At 50.0% G+C, this 16,550-nt stretch carries 26 protein-coding genes; 20 read left to right on the top strand and 6 right to left on the bottom strand.

Translation table 11 applies throughout. The features are described from left to right. Window positions 1–6 precede the first annotated feature (6 nt). The 14 genes from rplR (at window position 7) to AAGQ96_RS19465 (ending at window position 7,143) form a co-directional block, all read left to right on the top strand. Window positions 7–360: a 50S ribosomal protein L18 gene (gene rplR / locus AAGQ96_RS19530; RefSeq protein ID WP_004160572.1), complete on the top strand. Its 354-nt coding sequence runs from the start codon at window positions 7–9 to the stop codon at window positions 358–360. Between the two features lie 14 nt (window positions 361–374). After that, window positions 375–875, top strand: coding sequence for a 30S ribosomal protein S5 (gene rpsE / locus AAGQ96_RS19525; protein ID WP_147200077.1), 501 nt, complete (start codon window positions 375–377; stop codon window positions 873–875). Between the two features lie 5 nt (window positions 876–880). After that, on the top strand, window positions 881–1,060 hold the full coding sequence (gene rpmD / locus AAGQ96_RS19520; protein ID WP_004160569.1) for a 50S ribosomal protein L30: 180 nt from the start codon (window positions 881–883) through the stop codon (window positions 1,058–1,060). A gap of 3 nt (window positions 1,061–1,063) precedes the next feature. Then, on the top strand, window positions 1,064–1,498 hold the full coding sequence (gene rplO / locus AAGQ96_RS19515; protein ID WP_147200076.1) for a 50S ribosomal protein L15: 435 nt from the start codon (window positions 1,064–1,066) through the stop codon (window positions 1,496–1,498). A gap of 7 nt (window positions 1,499–1,505) precedes the next feature. Further along, window positions 1,506–2,837: a preprotein translocase subunit SecY gene (secY, locus tag AAGQ96_RS19510; RefSeq protein WP_124233601.1), complete on the top strand. Its 1,332-nt coding sequence runs from the start codon at window positions 1,506–1,508 to the stop codon at window positions 2,835–2,837. Between the two features lie 31 nt (window positions 2,838–2,868). After that, window positions 2,869–2,985 (top strand): 50S ribosomal protein L36, encoded by a 117-nt coding sequence (rpmJ, locus tag AAGQ96_RS19505; protein WP_020322760.1) that lies wholly within the window; start codon window positions 2,869–2,871, stop codon window positions 2,983–2,985. 136 nt (window positions 2,986–3,121) lie between these two features. Then, window positions 3,122–3,478 carry a 30S ribosomal protein S13 gene (gene rpsM / locus AAGQ96_RS19500; RefSeq protein ID WP_048917626.1) on the top strand — a complete coding sequence of 119 codons (357 nt, stop codon included), beginning with the start codon at window positions 3,122–3,124 and terminating at the stop codon, window positions 3,476–3,478. A 16-nt stretch (window positions 3,479–3,494) separates the two neighbouring features. Then, window positions 3,495–3,884: a 30S ribosomal protein S11 gene (rpsK, locus tag AAGQ96_RS19495; RefSeq protein WP_034899652.1), complete on the top strand. Its 390-nt coding sequence runs from the start codon at window positions 3,495–3,497 to the stop codon at window positions 3,882–3,884. Between the two features lie 32 nt (window positions 3,885–3,916). After that, window positions 3,917–4,537 carry a 30S ribosomal protein S4 gene (gene rpsD, locus AAGQ96_RS19490; RefSeq protein ID WP_133847020.1) on the top strand — a complete coding sequence of 207 codons (621 nt, stop codon included), beginning with the start codon at window positions 3,917–3,919 and terminating at the stop codon, window positions 4,535–4,537. 25 nt (window positions 4,538–4,562) lie between these two features. Beyond that, window positions 4,563–5,552 (top strand): DNA-directed RNA polymerase subunit alpha, encoded by a 990-nt coding sequence (gene rpoA, locus AAGQ96_RS19485; RefSeq protein ID WP_002919219.1) that lies wholly within the window; start codon window positions 4,563–4,565, stop codon window positions 5,550–5,552. A gap of 40 nt (window positions 5,553–5,592) precedes the next feature. Further along, entirely contained in the window at window positions 5,593–5,976 is a 384-nt protein-coding gene (gene rplQ, locus AAGQ96_RS19480) for a 50S ribosomal protein L17 (protein WP_120458461.1), read from the top strand. Window positions 5,977–6,087: 111 nt separating this feature from the next. Beyond that, a complete protein-coding gene (locus AAGQ96_RS19475) occupies window positions 6,088–6,459 on the top strand; it encodes a DUF1992 domain-containing protein (protein ID WP_342754369.1) in 372 nt (123 codons plus the stop codon). After that, complete coding sequence (gene zntR, locus AAGQ96_RS19470; RefSeq protein WP_147200074.1) at window positions 6,459–6,881, top strand: Zn(2+)-responsive transcriptional regulator; 423 nt, start codon at window positions 6,459–6,461, stop codon at window positions 6,879–6,881. The genes AAGQ96_RS19475 and zntR overlap by 1 nt, the downstream gene beginning before the upstream one ends. A gap of 55 nt (window positions 6,882–6,936) precedes the next feature. Next, window positions 6,937–7,143 carry an alternative ribosome-rescue factor A gene (locus AAGQ96_RS19465; protein ID WP_342754368.1) on the top strand — a complete coding sequence of 69 codons (207 nt, stop codon included), beginning with the start codon at window positions 6,937–6,939 and terminating at the stop codon, window positions 7,141–7,143. 41 nt (window positions 7,144–7,184) lie between these two features. Here the strand turns inward: AAGQ96_RS19465 and mscL are convergent, their stop codons facing one another. From mscL to def, 5 genes are all read right to left on the bottom strand, one after another. Next, window positions 7,185–7,595, bottom strand: a complete 411-nt coding sequence (mscL, locus tag AAGQ96_RS19460; RefSeq protein ID WP_147200072.1) for a large-conductance mechanosensitive channel protein MscL — start codon at window positions 7,593–7,595, stop codon at window positions 7,185–7,187. 127 nt (window positions 7,596–7,722) lie between these two features. Next, window positions 7,723–9,099, bottom strand: coding sequence for a Trk system potassium transporter TrkA (gene trkA / locus AAGQ96_RS19455; protein ID WP_147200071.1), 1,377 nt, complete (start codon window positions 9,097–9,099; stop codon window positions 7,723–7,725). Window positions 9,100–9,156: 57 nt separating this feature from the next. Further along, window positions 9,157–10,446, bottom strand: a complete 1,290-nt coding sequence (gene rsmB / locus AAGQ96_RS19450; RefSeq protein WP_342754367.1) for a 16S rRNA (cytosine(967)-C(5))-methyltransferase RsmB — start codon at window positions 10,444–10,446, stop codon at window positions 9,157–9,159. Window positions 10,447–10,489: 43 nt separating this feature from the next. Beyond that, window positions 10,490–11,434, bottom strand: coding sequence for a methionyl-tRNA formyltransferase (fmt, locus tag AAGQ96_RS19445; protein WP_342754366.1), 945 nt, complete (start codon window positions 11,432–11,434; stop codon window positions 10,490–10,492). Between the two features lie 24 nt (window positions 11,435–11,458). Next, window positions 11,459–11,968, bottom strand: coding sequence for a peptide deformylase (def, locus tag AAGQ96_RS19440; RefSeq protein WP_147200068.1), 510 nt, complete (start codon window positions 11,966–11,968; stop codon window positions 11,459–11,461). 118 nt (window positions 11,969–12,086) lie between these two features. Between def and dprA the strand changes: the two genes are divergently transcribed. The 6 genes from dprA to AAGQ96_RS19410 are packed head-to-tail and all read left to right on the top strand — an operon-like array spanning window position 12,087 to window position 15,875. Further along, window positions 12,087–13,211, top strand: coding sequence for a DNA-protecting protein DprA (dprA, locus tag AAGQ96_RS19435; protein ID WP_342754365.1), 1,125 nt, complete (start codon window positions 12,087–12,089; stop codon window positions 13,209–13,211). Beyond that, a complete protein-coding gene (smg, locus tag AAGQ96_RS19430) occupies window positions 13,183–13,656 on the top strand; it encodes a DUF494 family protein Smg (protein WP_147200067.1) in 474 nt (157 codons plus the stop codon). Before dprA ends, smg begins: the two co-directional genes overlap by 29 nt. Window positions 13,657–13,680: 24 nt before the next feature. After that, window positions 13,681–14,238, top strand: a complete 558-nt coding sequence (locus AAGQ96_RS19425; RefSeq protein ID WP_342754364.1) for a topoisomerase DNA-binding C4 zinc finger domain-containing protein — start codon at window positions 13,681–13,683, stop codon at window positions 14,236–14,238. 28 nt (window positions 14,239–14,266) lie between these two features. After that, entirely contained in the window at window positions 14,267–14,800 is a 534-nt protein-coding gene (gene tsaC / locus AAGQ96_RS19420; RefSeq protein WP_342754363.1) for an L-threonylcarbamoyladenylate synthase type 1 TsaC, read from the top strand. Window positions 14,801–14,811: 11 nt separating this feature from the next. Next, window positions 14,812–15,627: a shikimate dehydrogenase gene (gene aroE, locus AAGQ96_RS19415; protein ID WP_147200064.1), complete on the top strand. Its 816-nt coding sequence runs from the start codon at window positions 14,812–14,814 to the stop codon at window positions 15,625–15,627. Beyond that, window positions 15,624–15,875 (top strand): DUF1488 domain-containing protein, encoded by a 252-nt coding sequence (locus tag AAGQ96_RS19410; protein WP_147200063.1) that lies wholly within the window; start codon window positions 15,624–15,626, stop codon window positions 15,873–15,875. Before aroE ends, AAGQ96_RS19410 begins: the two co-directional genes overlap by 4 nt. Here the strand turns inward: AAGQ96_RS19410 and AAGQ96_RS19405 are convergent. Beyond that, window positions 15,851–16,405 carry a gamma carbonic anhydrase family protein gene (locus tag AAGQ96_RS19405; protein WP_147200062.1) on the bottom strand — a complete coding sequence of 185 codons (555 nt, stop codon included), beginning with the start codon at window positions 16,403–16,405 and terminating at the stop codon, window positions 15,851–15,853. The genes AAGQ96_RS19410 and AAGQ96_RS19405 overlap by 25 nt on opposite strands. Window positions 16,406–16,550: the final 145 nt, after the last annotated feature.

Raw genomic sequence — 16,550 nt, 5'->3', positions numbered from 1 at the left:
AACACTATGGATAAGAAATCTGCTCGTATCCGTCGTGCGACCCGCGCACGCCGCAAGCTCAAAGAGCTGGGTGCAACTCGCCTGGTGGTACATCGTACCCCGCGTCATATTTACGCACAGGTAATTGCTCCAAACGGTTCTGAAGTCCTGGTTGCTGCTTCTACAGTAGAAAAAGCAATCAGTGAGCAACTGAAGTACACTGGAAACAAAGACGCCGCCGCAGCTGTTGGTAAAGCAGTCGCTGAGCGCGCAATCGAAAAAGGCATCACTGGTGTTTCTTTCGACCGCTCTGGTTTCCAATATCATGGTCGTGTCCAGGCACTGGCAGATGCTGCCCGTGAAGCTGGCCTACAGTTCTAAGGTAGAGGTGTAAGATGGCACACATCGAAAAACAAGCTGGCGAACTGCAGGAAAAGCTGATCGCGGTAAATCGCGTATCGAAAACCGTTAAAGGTGGTCGTATTTTCTCCTTCACTGCTCTGACAGTGGTAGGTGACGGTAACGGTCGCATCGGTTTTGGTTACGGTAAAGCGCGTGAAGTTCCAGCAGCGATCCAGAAAGCGATGGAAAAAGCCCGTCGCAATATGATCAACGTCGCGCTGAACGACGGCACCCTGCAGCACCCTGTTAAAGGTGTGCACACAGGTTCTCGTGTGTTCATGCAGCCAGCTTCTCAAGGTACCGGTATCATTGCCGGCGGTGCAATGCGCGCCGTTCTGGAAGTCGCTGGGGTTCATAACGTTCTGGCTAAAGCCTACGGTTCCACTAACCCGATCAACGTGGTTCGTGCAACGCTGGATGGCCTGGCCAACATGAATTCCCCAGAAATGGTCGCTGCCAAGCGTGGCAAATCCGTTGAAGACATTCTGGGGTAATGACCATGGCGAAGACTATTAAGATTACTCAAACCCGTAGTTCGATCGGACGTTTGCCGAAACACAAGGCAACGCTGCTTGGCCTGGGTCTGCGTCGTATTAACCACACCGTAGAGCGTGAAGACACGCCAGCTGTACGCGGTATGGTTAACGCGATTTCCTACATGGTTAAAGTGGAGGAGTAACAGATGCGTTTAAATACTCTGTCTCCGGCCGAAGGGTCTAAACACGCTTCTAAGCGTTTGGGTCGTGGTATCGGTTCTGGCCTCGGCAAAACCGGTGGTCGTGGTCACAAAGGTCAGAACTCTCGTTCTGGCGGTGGCGTACGTCGCGGGTTCGAAGGTGGTCAGATGCCTCTGTACCGTCGTCTGCCGAAATTCGGTTTCACCTCTCGCAAAGCAGCAGTAACCGCAGAAGTGCGTCTGTCTGACCTGGCGAAAGTTGAAGGCGGGATCGTCGACCTGAACACGCTGAAAGCAGCTAACATTATCGGTATTCAGATTGAATTCGCTAAAATTATGCTGTCTGGCGAAGTCGCTGTACCGGTAACGGTTCGCGGTCTGCGTGTCACTAAAGGCGCTCGTGCTGCAATCGAAGCTGCTGGCGGTAAAATTGAGGAATAAGTAGCAGATGGCTAAGCAACCGGGATTAGATTTTCAAAGTGCCAAGGGTGGTTTTGGCGAACTAAAACGCAGACTTCTGTTTGTTATTGGTGCGCTGATTGTTTTCCGCATTGGCTCTTTTATTCCAATCCCTGGTATCGATGCCACTGTACTTGCCAAACTGCTTGAGCAACAGCGTGGCACCATCATTGAAATGTTCAACATGTTCTCTGGTGGTGCACTGAGTCGTGCTTCTATCTTTGCTCTGGGTATTATGCCGTATATCTCGGCCTCTATTATTATCCAGCTGCTGACGGTGGTTCATCCAGCGTTAGCAGAAATAAAGAAAGAAGGGGAGGCTGGCCGTCGTAAGATTAGCCAGTACACCCGCTACGGCACTCTGGTACTGGGTATATTTCAGTCAATCGGTATTGCTACCGGTTTACCGAATATGCCTGGAATGCAGGGCCTGGTGTTAAACCCAGGCTTTGCCTTCTACTTTACCGCTGTTGTCAGCCTGGTTACCGGAACAATGTTCCTGATGTGGCTGGGTGAACAGATTACTGAGCGAGGTATCGGTAACGGTATCTCTATCATAATCTTCGCTGGTATTGTTGCGGGTCTGCCGCCGGCCATTGGCCATACCATCGAGCAAGCGCGGCAAGGCGACCTGCACTTCCTCCTGTTGCTGTTGGTTGCAGTTCTCGTATTTGCAGTGACCTTCTTCGTTGTTTTCGTTGAGCGTGGTCAACGCCGCATTGTGGTGAACTATGCGAAACGTCAGCAAGGCCGTCGTGTCTATGCTGCGCAGAGCACACATTTACCGTTGAAAGTGAATATGGCAGGGGTTATCCCGGCAATCTTTGCTTCCAGCATTATTCTGTTCCCAGCGACCATCGCGTCGTGGTTCGGGGGCGGAACCGGATGGAACTGGCTGACAACTATTTCAATGTATTTGCAGCCCGGCCAGCCGCTTTATGTGCTACTCTATGCGACTGCAATCATCTTCTTCTGTTTCTTCTACACGGCGTTGGTTTTCAACCCGCGTGAAACAGCAGATAACCTGAAGAAGTCTGGTGCATTTGTACCAGGAATTCGTCCGGGAGAACAGACGGCGAAGTACATCGATAAAGTAATGACACGCCTGACATTAGTTGGTGCGCTCTACATTACTTTCATCTGCCTAATCCCGGAGTTCATGCGTGATGCGATGAAAGTTCCATTCTACTTTGGCGGTACATCACTGCTGATCGTAGTCGTTGTCATCATGGACTTTATGGCTCAAGTGCAAACTCTGATGATGTCAAGTCAGTACGAGTCTGCATTGAAGAAAGCAAACCTGAAAGGCTACGGCCGTTAATCAGGCGCTTGAGAAGTTACGGAGAGTAAAAATGAAAGTTCGTGCTTCCGTCAAGAAATTATGTCGTAACTGCAAAATCGTCCGTCGTGATGGTGTCGTACGTGTGATTTGCAGCGCCGAGCCTAAGCATAAACAGCGTCAGGGCTAATATTTTTCTTGCAAAGTTGGGTTGAGCTGGCTAGATTAGCCAGCCAATCTTTTGTATGTCTATGCGTTTCCATTTGAGTATCCTGAAAACGGGCTTTTCGGCATGGGACGCATACGTAATTAAATAGGAGTGCATAGTGGCCCGTATAGCAGGCATTAACATTCCTGATCATAAACATACCGTTATCGCATTAACCGCAATTTTCGGTATCGGCAAAACCCGCTCACAGGCTATCTGTGCGTCAACGGGTATCGCTGAAAATGTTAAGATCAGTGAGCTGTCTGAAGAACAAATCGACATTCTGCGTGACGCAGTTGCAAAGTTTGTTGTTGAAGGCGATCTGCGTCGTGAAGTCACCCTGAGCATCAAGCGTCTTATGGACCTTGGTTGCTATCGTGGTTTACGTCATCGTCGTGGTCTTCCAGTACGCGGTCAGCGTACCAAGACCAACGCACGTACCCGCAAGGGTCCGCGTAAACCGATCAAGAAATAATCGGGGTGATTGAATAATGGCAAAGGCACCAGTTCGTGCACGCAAGCGTGTAAGAAAGCAAGTCTCTGATGGCGTGGCTCATGTCCATGCATCTTTCAACAACACCATCGTTACTATTACCGATCGTCAGGGTAATGCGCTGGGTTGGGCAACAGCCGGTGGTTCCGGTTTCCGTGGTTCTCGTAAATCTACGCCGTTCGCTGCACAGGTTGCCGCTGAACGTTGCGCAGACGCCGTGAAAGAGTACGGTATTAAGAACCTGGAAGTTATGGTTAAGGGTCCAGGTCCAGGCCGCGAATCAACGATTCGTGCTCTGAACGCTGCTGGTTTCCGCATCACGAATATTACTGATGTGACTCCGATCCCTCACAACGGTTGTCGTCCGCCGAAAAAACGTCGCGTATAACGCCCGTTTTTTAGGATAGTTGGAGAAAGAAAATGGCAAGATATTTGGGTCCTAAGCTCAAGCTGAGCCGTCGCGAAGGTACAGACCTCTTCCTGAAGTCTGGCGTTCGCGCGATTGATACCAAGTGTAAGATTGAACAAGCCCCTGGCCAGCACGGTGCGCGTAAACCGCGTCTGTCTGACTATGGCGTACAGTTACGTGAAAAGCAAAAAGTTCGTCGTACCTACGGCGTGCTGGAGCGTCAGTTCCGTAACTATTATAAAGAAGCAGCACGTCTGAAAGGCAACACGGGTGAAAACCTGTTAGCTCTGCTGGAAGGTCGTCTGGACAACGTAGTTTATCGTATGGGCTTTGGCGCCACTCGTGCAGAAGCACGTCAGCTGGTTAGCCACAAATCCATCATGGTAAACGGCCGCGTTGTTAGCATCGCTTCTTATCAGGTAACTCCGAATGACGTTGTTAGCATCCGTGAGAAAGCCAAAAAGCAGTCTCGCGTGAAAGCCGCTCTGGAGCTGGCTGAACAGCGTGAAAAGCCAACCTGGCTGGAAGTTGATGCAACTAAGATGGAAGGTGTGTTCAAGCGTATTCCTGAACGTACCGATCTGTCTGCGGACATTAACGAACACCTGATCGTCGAGCTTTACTCCAAGTAAAGCTTAGTACCAAAGAGAGGACACAATGCAGGGTTCTGTGACAGAGTTTCTAAAACCGCGCCTGGTAGATATCGAGCAAGTGAGTTCGACGCACGCCAAGGTGACCCTTGAGCCTTTAGAGCGTGGCTTTGGCCATACTCTTGGTAACGCACTGCGCCGTATTCTGCTTTCATCAATGCCGGGTTGCGCGGTGACCGAGGTTGAAATTGATGGTGTACTACATGAGTACAGCACCAAAGAGGGCGTACAGGAAGATATCCTGGAAATCCTGCTCAACCTGAAAGGGCTGGCGGTAAGAGTTCAGGGGAAAGATGAAGTTATTCTCACTCTGAATAAATCTGGCATTGGCCCTGTGACTGCAGCCGATATCACCCATGATGGTGATGTCGAAATCGTCAAGCCGCAGCACGTGATCTGCCACCTGACTGATGAGAACGCGGCTATTAGCATGCGTATCAAAGTTCAGCGTGGTCGTGGTTATGTGCCGGCTTCTGCCCGAATTCATTCGGAAGAAGATGAGCGCCCGATCGGTCGTCTGTTGGTCGACGCCTGTTACAGCCCTGTAGAGCGTATCGCCTACAATGTTGAAGCAGCGCGTGTAGAACAGCGTACTGACCTGGACAAGCTGGTCATCGAAATGGAAACCAACGGCACTATTGATCCTGAAGAAGCGATCCGCCGTGCGGCAACCATCCTGGCAGAACAACTGGAAGCTTTCGTCGACTTACGTGATGTACGTCAGCCGGAAGTGAAAGAAGAGAAACCAGAATTCGATCCGATCCTGCTGCGCCCTGTTGACGATCTGGAATTGACTGTCCGCTCTGCTAACTGCCTTAAGGCAGAAGCTATCCACTACATCGGTGATCTGGTACAGCGTACCGAGGTTGAGCTGCTTAAAACGCCTAACCTTGGTAAAAAATCTCTTACTGAGATTAAAGATGTGCTGGCTTCTCGTGGTCTGTCTCTGGGCATGCGCCTGGAAAACTGGCCGCCAGCTAGCATTGCTGATGAATAACCCGATCACAGGTTAAGGTTTCACTGAGAAGGATAAGGTCATGCGCCATCGTAAGAGTGGTCGTCAACTGAACCGCAACAGCAGCCATCGTCAGGCTATGTTCCGCAACATGGCTGGCTCTTTGGTTCGTCATGAGATCATCAAGACGACCCTGCCAAAAGCGAAAGAGCTGCGTCGTGTAGTTGAGCCGCTGATTACTCTTGCCAAGACCGACAGCGTAGCTAATCGTCGTCTGGCATTCGCCCGTACTCGTGATAACGAGATCGTGGCAAAACTGTTTAACGAGCTGGGCCCGCGTTTCGCGAGCCGTGCCGGTGGATACACTCGTATTCTGAAGTGTGGCTTCCGCGCTGGTGACAACGCTCCGATGGCTTACATCGAGCTGGTTGATCGTCCAGAAGCTCAAGCAGAAGCAGCAGAGTAATCTGCCGCATCTTGGAAAAACCGGGCTTGCCCGGTTTTTTTATGTCCTGAATTTCCCCTCTTTCCTGCAACACGCTATCCTGTATTCTCTCCTTCAAATCGCGAGGTCATTATGTGGCTGATTGATCAATTGGTAGAGCAACACGTCTCTGAAGCACAAAAAAATGGCGATTTCGACAATCTGGCCGGCAGTGGTAAAAAGCTGGTATTAGATGACGACAGCCACGTTCCTCATGAGCTGCGCGCTGCTTACAGGCTAATGAAAAACTCTGGTTTTCTGCCACCCGAACTTGAGATGCGTCGCGAAGCTATTGAACTGCAAGAACTTCTGGCAGGAATTGATTCCTCAGATGATAACTATCAGGCACATTCAAAGCGTCTTGTTTTACTGGAAGCTAAATTACGTCAGGCGGGATTAAGTACTGATTTCTTGCGGGGTGACTATGGCGCACAGCTCAATCAGCGATTCGATGGAGAAGCGTAATGTACAAAATAGGCCAGCTGGCTAAGCTTGCGGATGTCACACCTGACACCATTCGCTACTACGAAAAACAGCAAATGATGGATCATATGATTCGTACTGAAGGCGGTTTCCGTCTTTATAGTGAAAATGATTTACAGCGTTTGCGATTTATACGCTATGGCCGGCAGCTTGGATTTAGTCTTGAAGCTATTCGCGAACTGCTTTCGATCCGAGTAGATCCAGAACATCATACCTGCCAGGAATCTAAAAACATTGTGCAAACCAGGCTGCTGGAAGTAGAAGGTATGATTGCGGAACTGCAAAATATGCAGCGTTCTCTTGAGAGGCTAAATGATGCCTGTTGTGGAACAGCGCACAGCAGCCTGTACTGTTCTATTTTGGAAGCCCTGGAAAAAGGATCGCTTGCGACAGCAGCCGATTGACCTTTTAGTCTTCCGCTTCTATATTCTTCAGCAGCAACCACATGAGGAAAATGTTGTGACTAAGTATCAGCATAAGAAAGGCATAATTCGTGAGAATGCACTTGAAGCACTCCTGCACGATCCCCTGTTCAGAGTAAGAACTGAAGTTAATCTGAAGGGGAAAGGCAGTTACCGGCGTAAAGATAAACACGGTAAAAAAGGTTCCTGGGAGGCCAGTGGTAAAGACAGCTTTACCCCTGGCTTTCTTCTTTTAGCCGCATAAAAAAACCGCCATAACAGGCGGTTTCTGAACTTATAGCGCTGTTAAGGCTGGCTGTTCTGCTGTTTCAACAAATCGCGGATTTCCGTAAGCAGCTTTTCTTCGGCAGTCACTTTAGGCGCAGGCTTTTCCACTTCTTTTTTCTTATGGAGTTTGTTCATCAGTTTAATCGCCATGAAGATGGCAAAAGCAACGATGACAAAATCAAAGATGGATTGCAGGAATACGCCATACTGCATAATAACTGCGGGCGCATCACCAGCGGCAGGTTTAAGAACCCAGCTAAACTGCTTAAAGTCGACACCACCAATCAATAATCCCAGCGGCGGCATAATGATATTTGCCACCAGAGAAGAAACGATCTTACCAAACGCAGCACCAATAATGACACCGACCGCCAGGTCAACAACGTTGCCGCGCATTGCAAAATCGCGAAACTCTTTCAGTAAACTCATTGTTATCTCCATTCGTGTGCCAGTTGGTAAGTCTAACAAACGATTGAGCTTTTTCCATGGCGATTACTAAGATTATTCAATTATCACGCGGGTGAAATACCGGGCGGAATGAAGCGCCCGGAGATAATTAAAGGAAGAATGGACTTGGCTGGAACAAACGCTCGACATCCGGCACGAACTTTTTATCGGTCAGGAACATGATGACATGGTCGCCTTGTTCGATACGAAGATTGTCATTAGCAATCATTACGTCATCGCCACGAACGACAGCACCAATGATCGTACCGGGCGGAAGTTTTATCTGGTCGATCATTCTGCCGACAACGCGAGATGTTGTTTCATCGCCATGAGCAATAGCCTCGATAGCCTCTGCAACGCCGCGACGAAGAGAGGAGACACCGACAATATCAGCCTTACGTACATGGCTAAGCAATGCCGAGATTGTGGCTTGCTGCGGTGAAATAGCAATATCGATTACGCTGCCCTGGACAAGATCCACATAAGCTTTCCGCTGGATCAGCACCATGACTTTTTTTGCCCCCATTTTTTTTGCCAGCATCGCTGACATAATGTTGGCTTCATCGTCATTAGTAATAGCGATAAAAAGATCGATCTGATCGATATGTTCTTCAGCGAGAAGTTCCTGATCGGAAGCATCACCATAAAAGACAATCGTATTCTGGAGAAGCTCTGCCAGCTCTGCGGCCCGCTGCTGATTACGTTCAATCAGTTTCACACTATAGTTTTTCTCAAGGCGTAGAGCGAGGCCACAGCCAATATTGCCGCCACCCACGATCATGATACGTTTATAAGGCTTCTCCAGGCGCTGATACTCGCTCATGACTGCCCGAATATGCTGGCTTGCGGCAATGAAGAACACTTCATCGCCAGCTTCAACAATTGTCGAGCCCTGAGGTCGAATTGGGCGATCCTGACGGAAAATGGCCGCCACACGCGTATCAATATGAGGCATATGATCGCGCATTATAGCCAGCGGATTACCCACGAGCGGACCGCCGTAATAGGCTTTAACCACTGCCAGACTGACTTTCCCCTCAGCGAAATTAACAACCTGAAGCGCACCCGGGTATTCGATTAGCCGATAAATATTATCGATTACCAGCTGTTCCGGGGAGATCAGATGATCGATAGGAACCGCTTCAGGAATAAAGAGCTTATCGGCATCGCGTATATAATCGGGGGCACGAATACGTGCGATACGGTTTGGCGTATTGAAGAGCGAATAGGCAATCTGACAGGCCACCATATTCGTTTCATCAGAATTAGTTACAGCAACCAGCATATCGGCATCTTCGGCACCCGCTTCCCGAAGAACGCGAGGGTGAGAACCGTGTCCCTGTACTACCCGAAGATCGTATTTATCCTGTAGCTGGCGCAAACGGATCGCATCAGTATCGACTACCGTAATATCGTTGTTTTCGCCAACCAGGTTTTCCGCGAGCGTGCCGCCCACCTGACCCGCGCCAAGAATGATTATTTTCATTGTGCTTGTCTGCTTGAAGGAGTTCGGATGCGGCCAGGGACTGGCTGGCCGCGACGTTTATTTTTTTAGCAGTTTGGCATAGAAGAACCCGTCGCCACCGAGCGGATCGGGAAATACCTGTAATCCTGGCTGTTGATCACTACCGGTTCCTTTCAACACGGCATCTTCATGACGCTCAAGGAAAGCTGCAACCTGCAAGTGGTTCTCTTCAGGCAGGATTGAACAAGTAGCATAAAGCAGAGTGCCGCCAGGTTTCAAATGCGGCCAGATAGCCTCAAGGATTTGCTGCTGCAAAGCGGCGAGCTCTGCAATATCCCGATCGCGGCGAAGCCATTTGATATCCGGATGACGTCGTATGACGCCCGTAGCCGAACAGGGAGCATCCAGCAAAATACGATCGAATTGGGTATCACCACACCATTTTTCAGGCGTACATCCATCGCCCAGCTTTACATCGGCCGTCATATTAAGCCGCTGCAAGTTTTCAGTGATTCGGGCAAGACGCTGCGCATCAATATCGACGGCCATAACACGGGCTTCAGGCGCGGCTTCAAGAATATGCGTGGTTTTCCCGCCTGGCGCGGCACAAAGATCTAAAATCACTTCGCCGTTTTGAGGATCAAGCAGTGCCACACATCCCTGAGCAGAAGCATCTTGTACTGTTACCCATCCTGCTTCAAAACCGGGAAGTTGAGCAACGGAGCAGGGCGCTTCAAGTCGTAGCGCATCAGGATGTTCAGGATGCGGTTCCGCATTTTTACCGGACTCCTGCAACAGGGTAAGCCAGGCATCACGAGTATGATGCTGCCGGTTAACGCGCAGCCACATTGGTGGACGTTGATTATTGGCTTCAACGATTTTTTGCCATTGCTGCGGCCATGCCTGTTTAAGACGCGTCAATAACCATTTCGGATGCAAGTACTGTTGGTCGCCCCGGTTCATCTCCTGCGTTAATTCTTCCTGCTTACGCTGGAATTGACGCAGTACGCCGTTTATTAATCCCTTAAGCTGCGGACGCTTAAGCGCAACTGCGCCTTCCACTGTTTCCGCAAGGGCTGCATGAGGCGGGATACGAGTAAACATGAGCTGATACAGACCGACCATAATCAGGAAATGAAGCGCGCGCTGTTTTCCCGTCATGGGACGTTCCATCAGCTGGCTGATAATCCATTCCAGCTGCGGCAGAGTGCGTAGCACGCCATAGCAAATTTCTTGTAAAAGCGCGGCGTCTTTATCGGCAATTGTTTTCTGAGCCGCAGGCAGGACGTTGCTCAGCGACTGTCCCTGTTCAACCACTTTTTCAATAGTCTGGGCGGCCAGCGCGCGTAAATTGGTATTTTTTTTCATAAGAATCGCATTTAAGACGCCCGATATCGCACCGGGCGTAGTATCAGGCAAGAATATTACCTGGAGTGAACCAGTCACGGCGGGAGTTCAGCAGGTCCTGAGCTGTCATCGCTTTTTTACCGGCAGGCTGTAGCTCCTCGATATTCAATACGCCTTCAGAAGTCGCGACCTGAATACCTTTCTTATCTGCCTGCACAATTTCGCCAGGCTGTTTAGCCACATGTGGTAGCACCGACGCTTTCCACACCTTGACGGGTTGTTCATCAATGGTGAAATAGCTCACCGGCCACGGATTAAAGGCGCGGATGCAACGTTCCAGCTGAACTGCCGAAAGCGTCCAGTCCAGTTTTGCCTCTTCTTTACTAAGCTTCTCTGCATAGCTAACCCGTGTTTCATCCTGCACTTCAGGTTTCGCTGTGCCATCAGCTAACTGGCTAAGCGTTGTCAACATGCCAGCAGGACCTAATTCAGCCAGTTTTTGATATAGCGTAGCGCTGGTATCAGTCGGCTCAATTGGGCAGGCAAGTTTGTGCAGCATATCACCGGTATCAAGACCGACGTCCATTTGCATAATGGTGACGCCGGTTTCAGCGTCGCCCGCCCACAGGGAGCGCTGAATAGGCGCCGCGCCGCGCCATTTCGGCAGCAGCGAACCATGCACGTTGATACAGCCGAGACGCGGCATCGTCAGTACTGGCTTCGGTAAAATCAAACCATAAGCTACGACGACCATCACATCGGCGTTGAGGTCGGCAACCCTCTGCTGATTTTCTTCAGGCCGTAATGATTTGGGTTGGAACACCGGAATATTGTGTTGTTCAGCCAGCTGCTTTACCGGACTTGCCGTGAGCTTGTTGCCCCGGCCAGCAGGACGGTCGGGCTGAGTAAAAACGCCGACGACGTTATGGCTTGATGACAGCAGCGCGTCAAGATGACGCGCTGCAAAGTCAGGTGTACCGGCAAAGATAATATTTAATGAGTCGGACACGCAGTTCCCTTCTTCAGATGCTAATCAGTCCCGGGCATGCTGGCGATATAATTTTTCCAGCTTCTGACGGATGCGCTGACGCTTCATAGGCGAGAGGTAATCGATAAACAGCTTGCCGACGAGGTGATCCATTTCATGCTGGATACAAATCGCAAGCAGACCATCAGCCTCAAGCTCGTAGCTATTGCCATCACGATCCAACGCCCGAATTTTTACTTTTTCAGCGCGTGGAACCAGCGCTCGCTGTTCCGGGATAGAGAGGCAGCCTTCTTCAATACCCGTTTCGCCGCTTTCTTCCAGCAGTTCAGGATTGATCAGCACTAACCGCTCGTCACGATTTTCAGAAACATCGATAACGATAATGCGTTGATGGATATCAACCTGCGTTGCAGCCAGCCCAATGCCTTCTTCAGCGTACATGGTTTCAAACATATCATCGACGATACGCTGGATATCGGCATTCACTTCTTTAACGGGTTTCGCAACGATGCGCAGGCGATCGTCAGGAAAATGTAATACCTGCAAAACTGACATAACTTTCCAGATCTGTGTTCAAGGGATAAAAGATTTATTCCTCTTATTGTAGACATTCCGGGCCATGATTGACAGCATTGCCGCTACGTTAAGGAAAGGCCAGAGCAGGGAAGGCAACATGACGCCAACGGAGATTTGGTTACGTCTGTCAGGGGTAAAAGGCTTACGAAACCATCAGCAGGTAAAAGCCGCGGTGCAACTGCAGCGTTTCACTTCTGTTAAAGAGAAAGAGCTATGTGAAGCCGGATTGCAATCCGAACAGCGTCAGGCCTTTTGGCATTTCGACCGGCAGCTTGTGGCGCAAACCGAGGCATGGCTGGAACATCCACATCATCATCTCATTACCTGTGATGATTCTCGTTATCCCGAACGGTTAAGAAACATCACCAACTTCCCGGCAATGCTCTATGTTGACGGCGATCCTAATATTTTGGCTACGCCGCAAATTGCTGTTGTCGGCAGTCGTGACTGCTCACCTTATGGCCGTAACTGGGCCACCCATTTTGCAGAGGCACTTGCGTTAAGTGGCATCACCATCACCAGCGGCCTGGCGCTGGGTATCGATGGTATTGCTCATCGCGCAGCGCTGGCGACGAACGGCAAAACGCTGGCCGTACTGGGAAACGGACTCCGGAGTATTTATCCTCAGCGGCATGCATCCCTTGCCAGAGACATTATCGCTGGTGGCGGTGCTGTGATTTCTGAATTTTCCCTGCCGGTCAGGCCGCATGCCTCTAACTTTCCGCATCGCAACAGAATCATTAGTGGATTGAGTCTTGGTGTACTGGTGATTGAAGCAGCTATAAAGAGCGGCTCTCTGCTTACGGCAAAGCTGGCGCTCGAGCAGAATCGTGATGTTTATGCGGTGCCCGGGGCTATCGGTAATCCAGGCAGTGAAGGGACCCACTGGCTTATTCAACAGGGTGCGTCGTTGGTCAGCCATCCCAATACCATCCTTGAACAACTGCAAAGTGACCTGAAATGGTTACCTGACCCACAAACTTCAATAATATATTCGGCAGAGGAGGGTAATCCTCCATTGCCATTTGCTGATGTGTTGGCTAACGTAGGAGATGAGGTTACACCTGTTGATGTCGTCGCTGAACGTGCCTGCCAGCCTGTGCCAGCCATCGTAGCTAAGCTGCTTGAGTTGGAATTAGCAGGCTGGATTACAGCTGTACCCGGCGGCTATGTCCGATTGAGGAGGGCAAGCCATGTTCGACGTACTGATGTATCTGTTTGAAACGTATATCCACAACGAAGCAGAAATGCAGGTTGATCAGGATAAGTTGACGGACGATTTAACCGATGCTGGTTTTCATCGTGGGGACATTAATAATGCGTTGAACTGGTTGGAAAAACTGGCCGATTATCAGGACGGTTTAGTCGCCCCGATTCTGCTGGCGAACGATCCACTTTCTGTCAGGATTTATACAGAGGAAGAAAGCCAGCGCCTGGACGCGAATTGCCGTGGCTTCATTTTGTTTCTGGAACAGATCCAGGTGCTTAATCTGGAAACCCGAGAGATGGTCATTGAGCGTATAATGGCGCTTGATACGCTGGATTTCGATCTTGAAGATCTGAAGTGGGTGGTGCTGATGGTATTGTTCAATATTCCCGGGTGTGAAAATGCCTACCAGCAAATGGAAGAACTTCTTTTCGATGCCAATGAAGGAACAGTGCACTGAAGATCCTCTTCGTGTAATAAAGCTATGAATAAAACAGCGCTTTTCGCTGTGCGAAAAAATGAACCTTGCCCACAATGCGGAGCGGAGTTAGTCATCCGCTCCGGTAAACACGGTGCTTTCCTTGGATGCTCTGCTTACCCTGAGTGTGACTATATTCGTCCACTGAAAAGTCAGGTTGAGGGACATGTAGTGAAAGTGTTGGAAGGGCAACATTGTTCTGTATGCCAGTCCACTCTGGTTTTGCGCCAGGGACGTTATGGCATGTTTATCGCCTGCAGCAATTATCCCGAATGTGAGCATACAGAGCTTATCGATAAACCCGATGAAACTGCGCTCTCCTGTCCTCAATGTTCACAGGGCAAACTGGTCCAGCGCCGCTCACGTTATGGTAAAACTTTTCACGCCTGCGATCGCTATCCTGATTGTCAGTTCGCAGTGAATTTTAAGCCCGTGGCTGGCGAATGTGCTTTTTGCCATTTCCCTCTTCTTATAGAAAAAAAGACCGCGCGCGGTGCAAAACGTTTTTGTGCCAGTAAAGCTTGCGGTAAGCCAGTAACAGCAGGAAACAGTAGTGAAGAATGATCTTTTGGCAGGCTCTTTGAAGAGCTGCGTGACACAAGTAAGGCAGGGAGCCGTTATTGCTTATCCAACCGAGGCGGTATTCGGCCTGGGATGCGATCCAGATAGTGAATCGGCAGTTATGGCACTGTTAGCGTTAAAACAGCGCCCGGTAGAAAAAGGCTTAATCCTGATTGCCGCAGATTACCAGCAGCTGCAGCCTTATATTGATGAGCAACAGCTGACTCCGCAGCAAAAAGAGAAAATGTTTTCTTCATGGCCGGGGCCGGTTACCTGGGTTGTCCCGGCCAGTACAGCAACGCCAGTTTGGCTAACCGGACGGTTTACTTCTATTGCGGTGCGGGTCAGCAACCATCCTGATGTTCAGCAGCTTTGCCGTGCATTTAACAAACCGTTAGTTTCGACCAGTGCCAATCTAACTGGATTAGCGCCTTGTCGGACGGCGGCAGAAGTTCATCAACAGTTTGGTGACGAATTCCCCGTATTGCAGGGAGAAACCGGGGGGCGTAATAATCCATCAGAAATTCGCGATGCCTTAACTGGCGAGCTTATTCGTCAGGGATAACGGGGAATACAATGCAAAACTACGCCGTCTTTGGTAATCCGATTAGCCATAGCAAATCGCCACGCATTCATCAGATGTTTGCTCAGCAAACAGGGATCCCGCATCCTTATGAACGTATCTGCGCACCTGTTGATGGCTTTGCTCAATCAATAGCGGATTTTCTGGCCCGCGACGGCGTTGGTGCGAATGTTACGTTACCTTTCAAAGAACAAGCTTATGAGCTGGTGGATGAGCTGACTGAGCGGGCTTCTCTTGCCGGTGCGGTAAACACCATTAAGAAGTTAGAGGATGGGCGATTGCTTGGCGATAATACCGATGGTATTGGCCTGCTGAGGGATCTGGAAAGACAACAACTGATCAAGCCGGGCGATCGTATCTTACTGGTGGGCGCTGGTGGGGCGGCCAGAGGGGTTATCCTGCCTCTGCTTTCTTTTGGCTGTTCGTTGACTATTACTAACCGCACGCTAAATAAAGCAGAGATGCTGGCGACTATTTTTAAGCATGCGGGAGAGATTCGTGCCCAGGCAATGGACAGGCTTGAAGCAGAGTACGATTTGATTATCAATGCGACCTCCAGCGGCGTTACTGGAGGAATACCGGCCTTGCCCAGGACGTTGATCGGTAGCACGGTCCGTTGTTACGACATGTTTTATCAGGCTGGCCAGACACCCTTTTTACAATGGTGCCAGCAGCATGGTGCAACTCAGATCGCCGATGGCCTGGGCATGCTGGTAGGACAGGCGGCGTATTCTTTCTTTCTGTGGCATGAGGTAATACCTGATGTCGCACCAGTTATTGCCACGCTCAAAGCGGAATTAAAGGCGTGAATCAGGCAATTCAGTTCCCGGATCGCGAATGGTGGGACGAATCTGTCAGCGCGGTCTGCTTTGTTGCGCTGGTCAATGGCTTTCAGATCGTTTGCGCGATCGGCGGCGAATCATTGATCCGCCGCTACGGTAAAGAGCAGACAGCGCTGGAAATCTTTTGCCGCTACCGCTGGGATCTGGAAGATGAAGCTGAGGCTGCAATAAAGGCAGAACAGGAAAACGATCAGGGCTGGGTGTGGCTCTCCTGATCCAGGTACTCATTTTTCCAGCGAACATAGTTGTTGGAAGAATAGAGCAATCCGGCGATCTCGGATTCTGTCAGCGGACGGATTTGTTTCACCGGGCTACCTAAGTAGAGGTAGCCGCTTGCCAGATGTTTTCCCGGCGGCACCAAGCTTCCAGCGCCAATCATCACGTCATCTTCTACTATTACGCCATCCAGCAGAATCGACCCCATACCGACTAAGACCCGATTGCCGATGGTGCAACCGTGTAGCATCGCTTTATGCCCTACAGTGACATCTTCACCAATGATAAGTGGGTAACCTTCCGGATTGGTGGACGACCTGTGGGTAACATGCAGCACGCAGCCATCCTGAATATTACTGCGTTTACCGATCTTCACCTTATGAACATCACCGCGTATTGCAACAAGTGGCCAGATGCTCACATCGTCCTGTAACTCAACTTCGCCGATTACTACACTCGAAGCATCGACCATTACACGGTTACCTGATTGCGGAAATGTACCTTTATAAGATCGCAAATTTGTCGACATAACACTTTCCCTCAGCAATATGATCCCTGAAGCGTAGTGCGACACAGCAATAACGATCAATAACCCGGGTCAAATAAGCGGTATTTTTGCGCAGATCGTCTGACTATTCGTCAAAGAGGATGAAAAAAGAACGGTCGAAAGAAAA

The organism is Pantoea sp. MBD-2R (assembly GCF_039134845.1).
Taxonomy (GTDB): domain Bacteria; phylum Pseudomonadota; class Gammaproteobacteria; order Enterobacterales; family Enterobacteriaceae; genus Erwinia.
The sequence above is the reverse complement of the archived record's forward strand: the minus strand, read 5'-3'. Positions and strand labels throughout refer to the sequence as shown.

Excerpts from the sequence above, each read along its gene's own strand:
- AAGQ96_RS19405 (WP_147200062.1), bottom strand. The coding sequence starts at position 16,405 with ATGTCGACAAATTTGCGATCTTATAAAGGTACATTTCCGCAATCAGGT.
- zntR (WP_147200074.1), top strand. The coding sequence starts at position 6,459 with ATGTACAAAATAGGCCAGCTGGCTAAGCTTGCGGATGTCACACCTGAC.
- rplR (WP_004160572.1), top strand. The coding sequence starts at position 7 with ATGGATAAGAAATCTGCTCGTATCCGTCGTGCGACCCGCGCACGCCGC.
- rpmJ (WP_020322760.1), top strand. The coding sequence starts at position 2,869 with ATGAAAGTTCGTGCTTCCGTCAAGAAATTATGTCGTAACTGCAAAATC.
- trkA (WP_147200071.1), bottom strand. The coding sequence starts at position 9,099 with ATGAAAATAATCATTCTTGGCGCGGGTCAGGTGGGCGGCACGCTCGCG.
- rpsE (WP_147200077.1), top strand. The coding sequence starts at position 375 with ATGGCACACATCGAAAAACAAGCTGGCGAACTGCAGGAAAAGCTGATC.
- rpmD (WP_004160569.1), top strand. The coding sequence starts at position 881 with ATGGCGAAGACTATTAAGATTACTCAAACCCGTAGTTCGATCGGACGT.
- mscL (WP_147200072.1), bottom strand. The coding sequence starts at position 7,595 with ATGAGTTTACTGAAAGAGTTTCGCGATTTTGCAATGCGCGGCAACGTT.
- secY (WP_124233601.1), top strand. The coding sequence starts at position 1,506 with ATGGCTAAGCAACCGGGATTAGATTTTCAAAGTGCCAAGGGTGGTTTT.
- AAGQ96_RS19425 (WP_342754364.1), top strand. The coding sequence starts at position 13,681 with ATGAATAAAACAGCGCTTTTCGCTGTGCGAAAAAATGAACCTTGCCCA.
- rplQ (WP_120458461.1), top strand. The coding sequence starts at position 5,593 with ATGCGCCATCGTAAGAGTGGTCGTCAACTGAACCGCAACAGCAGCCAT.
- dprA (WP_342754365.1), top strand. The coding sequence starts at position 12,087 with ATGACGCCAACGGAGATTTGGTTACGTCTGTCAGGGGTAAAAGGCTTA.
- def (WP_147200068.1), bottom strand. The coding sequence starts at position 11,968 with ATGTCAGTTTTGCAGGTATTACATTTTCCTGACGATCGCCTGCGCATC.
- aroE (WP_147200064.1), top strand. The coding sequence starts at position 14,812 with ATGCAAAACTACGCCGTCTTTGGTAATCCGATTAGCCATAGCAAATCG.
- AAGQ96_RS19475 (WP_342754369.1), top strand. The coding sequence starts at position 6,088 with ATGTGGCTGATTGATCAATTGGTAGAGCAACACGTCTCTGAAGCACAA.
- rsmB (WP_342754367.1), bottom strand. The coding sequence starts at position 10,446 with ATGAAAAAAAATACCAATTTACGCGCGCTGGCCGCCCAGACTATTGAA.
- rpoA (WP_002919219.1), top strand. The coding sequence starts at position 4,563 with ATGCAGGGTTCTGTGACAGAGTTTCTAAAACCGCGCCTGGTAGATATC.
- smg (WP_147200067.1), top strand. The coding sequence starts at position 13,183 with ATGTTCGACGTACTGATGTATCTGTTTGAAACGTATATCCACAACGAA.
- rplO (WP_147200076.1), top strand. The coding sequence starts at position 1,064 with ATGCGTTTAAATACTCTGTCTCCGGCCGAAGGGTCTAAACACGCTTCT.
- rpsK (WP_034899652.1), top strand. The coding sequence starts at position 3,495 with ATGGCAAAGGCACCAGTTCGTGCACGCAAGCGTGTAAGAAAGCAAGTC.
- rpsD (WP_133847020.1), top strand. The coding sequence starts at position 3,917 with ATGGCAAGATATTTGGGTCCTAAGCTCAAGCTGAGCCGTCGCGAAGGT.